Raw genomic sequence first — 6,248 nt, 5'->3', positions numbered from 1 at the left:
GTCATTCGCATCTCGACGGGATGAGTCCAGAAGCCTTTGAAGCAGCTTCAAAATGAGGCTGTCTCATGTCTAGGATACTGGGAGCAGTCCAATACAATTTAAAGCAGAAGATAACAAATTATTTATACTTATAATAACATTTTCAAACAAGTACGATTAGTTCTACTTTTTAGAAAGAAGAGCATCAATATTTTAATTGAAAACGTGGCTCCTAGAATCCTGCTTATTCAAATATAGCTAAATTCTAAAAATCGTAGCACAGGAGTATTTTCATAAAATATCATTGCACAAGGTTTTTAGTGTGATACTAAATTAAGTAATCAGCTATACAGTACTAGTATTCAGCTAAATGATGTCTTCATGCTGATCATCGGACGTAAAGCTCATATCGAAATATCCAATCATGCTTAATAGCACTTATTGAGAAGTACTATACTTAATAATCAAGGGCCTTAAACAAATTTCAGCTACGGACAATGTTCAGCTTGCCTTTCAAGCCTGTGCCGAATGGCATATACTTAAAATAGCAAGTAATTGCGATATAAAACAAAATTATAGGAGAAATAAGGATGGCGGGATTATCTATTTGGCACGTAGTCATTTTTGCAATTGTAGTGATTCTTTTATTTGGCACATCAAAACTTAAAAATTTGGGTAAAGATGTCGGTGGTGCCATTAAGGATTTTAAAAAATCGATACGTGATGATGAATCACCAGTAAAATTGAACGAACAACATAGTCTAGAACAGAAGCATCAGAACAATAACGATACAACAACCAGCAAAAACTGAGTGGATGGAGGGATCAAATGCTGAATGTAGGCATGACGGAACTGCTGGTATTTGGCATCATTGCTCTATTGGTGCTGGGTCCTGAAAAATTGCCAGAGGCCGCTCGTTTTGCCGGAAAATGGTACGGCCACCTCAAACGCTTGATCAGTAATGTCCAACATGATATTGATCGTGAACTTCGACTGTCGGAGCTACGTGAAGAAATGCAGAACGAAATGCAACGTCTGCACGAGTTGGAACAGCAAATGCAGAACCAGATGCAACAGTTACAGCATGATAAAATCATGACCGATGACCAACAGACGCAGGTCAAACTCGATAATCAGCAAAATAACTTTCCAGTCTATAAATTTCTTGAATCCAAGCCACTGTCCTTATTTACCCAAACCGATTCTCAAACCCAACAACTTACTCGGCTTCATAAACAGAGTAACCAGATCAGGGAAATGGCATGAAATCCAAAACTACACCGCCAAATGTGGAGCAGCAGATTACGCTACAGGATATGCCAATCACCAAGCATTTGATTATCTTGCGCCAGCATCTGATTAAAATTATCGGGTTACTGATTGTGCTCTTTTTCTGCCTGTTACCCTTCGCCAATCAAAGTTATCAGTGGCTGTCTGAACCACTACGCGCACAGTTGCCAGTAAATTCCTCAATGATTGCCACTGATGTCACGGCAACCTTCATGGCGCCATTTAAACTGAATTTTTTTATAGCCTTGATGATTGCCATGCCGTTCATCCTGTATCAATTCTGGGCCTTTGTAAAACCAGCCCTATATCAAAGGGAAAGAAATCTGGCTTTGCCGCTATTGCTAGGTAGTATCGGAATGTTTTATACAGGGATTGCTTTCGCCTACTTCATCGCTCTGCCATCCATTTTACACTTTTTTATCAGTGTTTCCCCGGACACGGTAGCACCGATGACTGACATCAACAGTTACTTGGGCTTTTGTTTAAAGTTATTTTTGGTGTTTGGAATAACCTTTGAAATTCCGATTCTGACCTTAATTCTCATTTTGATCGGAGTGGTCAACACAGAACAACTGATAGATAAACGTAAATTTATTATTGTCGGCTGCTTTTTTATCGCCATGTTTGTCACGCCACCGGATCCATTATCTATGATTATGCTCGCTATTCCGATGTGGCTGCTGTTTGAAACAGGTTTGTTCTTTGGTAAGTTAATTGAGAACAAAAAGATCCATCATGCATAGACTTTATATAAGAACTATATAATTTATTTATTGACAATCTTCAGATTGATTACCAAGAGATATTAGCTGGATGTTTACTTTTTTCGTTCAAAAAAAAATACATAACTTAAGAGAAGGCGTATACTTTATAATAACAAATAGAATCACCTAGGAGCAGACAAATGCCTCTCAAATTTGTAATCCGATTCGCGAGTATTTTGTTTTCATTATTAATTCTGGTTGTTATCGCGACTCAATTTTTATTTTCAAGTAAGGTAACAACGGACATATGGATCATTTCATTTCCTATTATTTTGGCTATTCCAATCTTGACATCTATTGTTTTTGCAAAAAATGATGAATTCAGTATCCATTCTATGGATTAAAGTATTTATATGAATTGATAAAGTAATGTCCTAATCGCTGAAAAGCTCATTGCAAGGTGGGCTTTTTTATTGTCCAATAATAAGAAGAAATAGGATGTATTGAGAATTAATCAACGATTGTTAAGTCTGGATAAGAGTAAAATAGGTAAATTGAGTGCAGCAACGTACAAGCCTGTATATCTGTATTATGACGTGCTAAAATTTCAGACCGCATATCGGTCAAATAATCTCAAAGCTTGATTGACGGTCAAGACCATATTTCACCTCCATCATGGCACATTCTATCTCGACATCATCATTAATCACAGCAAGTATTGTTTCAAATACATTGGATTTCACCCAGTCTCTATACCCTTTAAGATAGTATTCCTTTACCTAATTCTGGAGGTAAATCACGCCAGGAACTGCCGGTTCGAGCGATCCACTCAGTACAGATTTAAGAAATAGTCTATTATTTTTATCTCTGCACACGCGGTCTAGCCATTATAGATTTATCATCCTAATTTGGCTAACTCTCAACAGCCTCTAATAAAAAAGAGGGATTCACCAAATACTTTACCCTATTTAATAGTCTTGTATTTTGCTGTTAATGGCAACCAAACTAAATAGCTATAAACGAAAACAGCTACGACCATCGCGATATGAAATGCCCAATCAACCCAATAACTGAGATCGAACAAAGTAGCGGAAAAGTATAAAGGTAGGAAAAAGAATCCCAATATAGCAATACCTAAAGCTATCCAAGCGCTACGTCGATGATTGAATGTTTTTTGCCTATTTTTGATTAGCCAATATAACCATGGCATGATTAGCAGGGTGAGCAGTATTACAACGAGAAGCCCATTTTCTAGTATGGCCTCCCACAACATCATCAGCATTTGATAAATTATCATTATAATTTCCTGTTCCTGATTGGTAAATTAAACACGCCCTTTCGCTACAGCCATGTAGGCTGGCTTGAGCATCATTTCCTCTAAAAACCAAGCAAAGTAACTTTCTTTCAATGGATCAACAAATGGTACAGTGGGTGTTAAATTATTTTCATAGTCAAATTCAACCAACATTGCTTTACCCTCTTCAATTAAAAGTGGACAAGAGGTATAACCATTAAACTTCTGACTTGGTAACTGACCTTTCATCACATCAATCAAATTTTGTACTACCACTGGAGCAGATAACTTGACTGTAGCTGCAGTTTTACCTTTTGGAGTGCCATTGGTATCACCTAATCCAAAAACATTAGGGTAGCGGGTGTGTTGCAATGTATATTTATCAACCTCTAGCCAGCCAATAGAATTAGCAAGCGGGCTGTTTTTTACACTATCTACAGCAACCATTGGTGGCACAAGATGTATAAAATCATACATTTCTGTATGCTGATTTCCCTGTGTATCGACAAAAAATGCAGTTTTCTTATCGACGTCAATAGCTGTTAATTTTTGTTCAAAATAAACATCAATTGGTTTTTCAAGTGATTGCCAACGGTTAATCACATTTTCATTGACCTTAGGAACACTAAAGACTTGTTTGCTTGGACTAAAAAAATCGATTTGGCTATTGCTCAGTGTCCCAGCTTGTTGCAAGCGGTCATATAACATGAATGTCATTTTTAACGGTGCACCTGCACATTTCATATCCGTATGCGCCATAGTCATTACCGCTCGTCCACCACGTTTTCGAAATTCGTCCATCTGATGCCAAGTTGCTAAAGCTATTTCGGGGCTAGCATAGACACTACCAATTCCCTTTTTACCCAAATCACTGTTGGATAAACCTTGGATTTGTTCATACCCTAAACGCAGTCCGGTAGCAACCACCAAAAAATCATACTTTATTGTTTCACCTGCCTCTGTCACTATTTGATTTTGGTCAGGCTCAAACGCTTGCACATTAGATTGAATCCAATTCACATCTTTGGGTACAAGGCTTGTATTATCATTTAATACTTTATCAACTGATTGCCATATCCCAGTTGCCAATAAGGTATAACCTGGTTGATATCGATGCGTGGTATTAGGATCAACAAGTATTAGCTTGGCATTCGGCAACTGTTTGCTTAAGCGGTTAATCGCTGCCAGCCCGGCCAATCCTGCTCCTACTACAACCACAGTAACCGCATTCGTTTCTGCTGAAGCCTGAGTGGTATGACTTAAATGCAGACCTGTTGTGGTGATGAGTCCGACACCGGCTGCCATTTTTAGAAAATCCCGTCGATTATTACGAATACTCATGTATTCTCCTTTCGAATCTTTTTTATCGTTAAAGTGTTATTCAATGACCGACTTTAGAATCTCTATTTCATTTCTGATCTTAGGTCATATGTAGATCACTAACATCAATCCATTCTAGTCTTCTGATCCTAATAAAATTCGAATAGATGAGATCATACTATCTAGTTAATTTTGCTTAAAAAACAAAATTTTTCATAGCCGACCAAAGCATGATAATTAAACAATCCTGATGCTGTTTTTTTATATAGATTGTTTTAGCCTGTTATGCTTTTATTTACAAGAAGGTTAAATTATATATAAATTGATTTTATTTAATCACTTTTTTGATGCTTGGTTAGTATGTGCTGAGAGCGTAGATTAATATATTAAATTAAAAACAGTACACAGCATCAGAAAGAAAAACTAACTGATGCATCGCTCACAAAATTAGTATTCGTAATTATTATTGATGGACCATTCTTGTAACTTTCCAAACACGATCTGGTCATTAAAGAGCAAATCATTGTTTGCCAACATTTTACTCTCATCTGTTGGACAGAAACCATCATCACAGTCTGCATCGACAACCCAACAGCCACGGATAAACAGAATCTCATTACCCTCTTGCTCAAGCTGCTTTTCTACCCGATGAATGGCTTCATAGATGTCATTTGCACCCAGATAAGCTGTCTGATAGGCATAGGATGCCGTTTGTTCAGATGCTTTTTTAAATTTAATGCCTACACAAAAAAGATGGTTTTTCATCATTTACTCCTAATTTATTTTTAGTCCAAATTTTTCATCAAACTTATTCAGATCCAGCAACTTTTTACATCTAGAAAAACTGAACCTCTATAGAAAATAGGTCAGTAAGGAAAACCTCACTGACCTGTGTTTAAAACTTAATACGCCAATTTCAACAGCAATCTAAATAGCCCTGCAACCAAGGCCAAGCTTAAAAAACCAGCCAGCCATAAGCCAATAAACCATTTCAATTCAGAAATTTTCATTCTGCCTCCTTAATGATAACCTTCATCACCCACACGCACTTTATCCCTGAAAACCCAATAGGATAATCCGGTATAAATAAGAATGATCGGAATTAAGATCAGTGCGCCAATAAGGGCGAATAATTGACTACTGGCAGGTGCTGCAGCCTCCCAAATGGTGACGGATGGTGGAATGACATAAGGCCATAAACTAATCAGAAAACCGCTATAAGCCAGAATCACCAAAGCTAAAGTATAAATGAATGGCAGGAACTCTTTGCGCTGCTTACAGGCTTTGATTGCCAGGAAAGTAAACAGCAAAACCAGTACGGGGACCGGGCTGAAATAAAAGAGTTGCGGTTGACTGAACCAGCGTTCTGCAATTTGATGATGAGCCAAAGGCGTATAAATACTGACACAAACAAAAATCACCAGTAATGAAATCAGCAGTTTCGGCATCAATTCAAACATGCGGTTCTGCAGCATTTTTTCGGTTTTAAAGATCAACCAACCACATCCCAGGGTTGCATACAGTACGACTACACTTAAACCAGTAAACAGGGAAAAGGGGGTTAACCAATCCAGACCACCGCCAGTATAGATGCCATTCGTGGTTTTAATCCCCTGAATATAGGCTCCCAAAATCAATCCTTGGAAAAATGAGCTCAAGA

The 6,248-nt window shown here is 37.7% G+C and carries 9 protein-coding genes; 4 read left to right on the top strand and 5 right to left on the bottom strand.

Features of this window, described 5'->3' with window-relative positions:
- Nucleotides 1-569 precede the first annotated feature (569 nt).
- The 4 genes from GTU69_RS16770 (at nucleotide 570) to GTU69_RS17245 (ending at nucleotide 2,378) form a co-directional block, all read left to right on the top strand.
- Nucleotides 570-791 carry a Sec-independent protein translocase subunit TatA gene (locus GTU69_RS16770; protein WP_004973793.1) on the top strand — a complete coding sequence of 74 codons (222 nt, stop codon included), beginning with the start codon at nucleotides 570-572 and terminating at the stop codon, nucleotides 789-791.
- A 17-nt stretch (nucleotides 792-808) separates the two neighbouring features.
- Nucleotides 809-1,246, top strand: a complete 438-nt coding sequence (tatB, locus tag GTU69_RS16765; RefSeq protein WP_166172198.1) for a Sec-independent protein translocase protein TatB — start codon at nucleotides 809-811, stop codon at nucleotides 1,244-1,246.
- Entirely contained in the window at nucleotides 1,243-2,013 is a 771-nt protein-coding gene (tatC, locus tag GTU69_RS16760) for a twin-arginine translocase subunit TatC (protein ID WP_166172196.1), read from the top strand. Before tatB ends, tatC begins: the two co-directional genes overlap by 4 nt.
- 161 nt (nucleotides 2,014-2,174) lie before the next feature.
- The gene (locus GTU69_RS17245; protein WP_086197089.1) at nucleotides 2,175-2,378 is read left to right on the top strand and encodes a hypothetical protein; all 204 of its coding nucleotides are present in this window, start codon (nucleotides 2,175-2,177) and stop codon (nucleotides 2,376-2,378) included.
- A gap of 560 nt (nucleotides 2,379-2,938) precedes the next feature.
- On the opposite strand, the gene GTU69_RS16750 is transcribed toward GTU69_RS17245, so the two are convergent.
- The 5 genes from GTU69_RS16750 to GTU69_RS16730 all read right to left on the bottom strand — a co-directional run.
- The gene (locus GTU69_RS16750) at nucleotides 2,939-3,271 is read right to left on the bottom strand and encodes a hypothetical protein (protein ID WP_004973783.1); all 333 of its coding nucleotides are present in this window, start codon (nucleotides 3,269-3,271) and stop codon (nucleotides 2,939-2,941) included.
- A gap of 27 nt (nucleotides 3,272-3,298) precedes the next feature.
- Entirely contained in the window at nucleotides 3,299-4,609 is a 1,311-nt protein-coding gene (locus GTU69_RS16745) for an FAD/NAD(P)-binding oxidoreductase (RefSeq protein ID WP_166172194.1), read from the bottom strand.
- A 426-nt stretch (nucleotides 4,610-5,035) separates the two neighbouring features.
- Nucleotides 5,036-5,353 carry a hypothetical protein gene (locus tag GTU69_RS16740; protein WP_166172192.1) on the bottom strand — a complete coding sequence of 106 codons (318 nt, stop codon included), beginning with the start codon at nucleotides 5,351-5,353 and terminating at the stop codon, nucleotides 5,036-5,038.
- A 137-nt stretch (nucleotides 5,354-5,490) separates the two neighbouring features.
- Nucleotides 5,491-5,598 (bottom strand): DUF2474 family protein, encoded by a 108-nt coding sequence (locus GTU69_RS16735; protein ID WP_004973777.1) that lies wholly within the window; start codon nucleotides 5,596-5,598, stop codon nucleotides 5,491-5,493.
- A gap of 9 nt (nucleotides 5,599-5,607) precedes the next feature.
- Nucleotides 5,608-6,248, bottom strand: a 641-nt coding sequence (locus tag GTU69_RS16730; RefSeq protein WP_171522047.1) for a cytochrome d ubiquinol oxidase subunit II, incomplete at its 5' end; no start/stop codon positions are given.

This window comes from Acinetobacter sp. SA01 (genome assembly GCF_011319235.1).
Classification (GTDB): Bacteria; Pseudomonadota; Gammaproteobacteria; order Pseudomonadales; family Moraxellaceae; genus Acinetobacter.
This window is presented reverse-complemented; position numbering and strand designations above follow the sequence as displayed.

What these genes read in the sequence shown, in the direction of transcription:
- GTU69_RS16770 (WP_004973793.1), top strand. Translation starts at nt 570, where the DNA reads ATGGCGGGATTATCTATTTGGCACGTAGTCATTTTTGCAATTGTAGTG.
- GTU69_RS16750 (WP_004973783.1), bottom strand. Translation starts at nt 3,271, where the DNA reads ATGATAATTTATCAAATGCTGATGATGTTGTGGGAGGCCATACTAGAA.
- GTU69_RS16735 (WP_004973777.1), bottom strand. Translation starts at nt 5,598, where the DNA reads ATGAAAATTTCTGAATTGAAATGGTTTATTGGCTTATGGCTGGCTGGT.
- GTU69_RS16745 (WP_166172194.1), bottom strand. Translation starts at nt 4,609, where the DNA reads ATGAGTATTCGTAATAATCGACGGGATTTTCTAAAAATGGCAGCCGGT.
- GTU69_RS16740 (WP_166172192.1), bottom strand. Translation starts at nt 5,353, where the DNA reads ATGAAAAACCATCTTTTTTGTGTAGGCATTAAATTTAAAAAAGCATCT.
- tatB (WP_166172198.1), top strand. Translation starts at nt 809, where the DNA reads ATGCTGAATGTAGGCATGACGGAACTGCTGGTATTTGGCATCATTGCT.
- GTU69_RS17245 (WP_086197089.1), top strand. Translation starts at nt 2,175, where the DNA reads ATGCCTCTCAAATTTGTAATCCGATTCGCGAGTATTTTGTTTTCATTA.
- tatC (WP_166172196.1), top strand. Translation starts at nt 1,243, where the DNA reads ATGAAATCCAAAACTACACCGCCAAATGTGGAGCAGCAGATTACGCTA.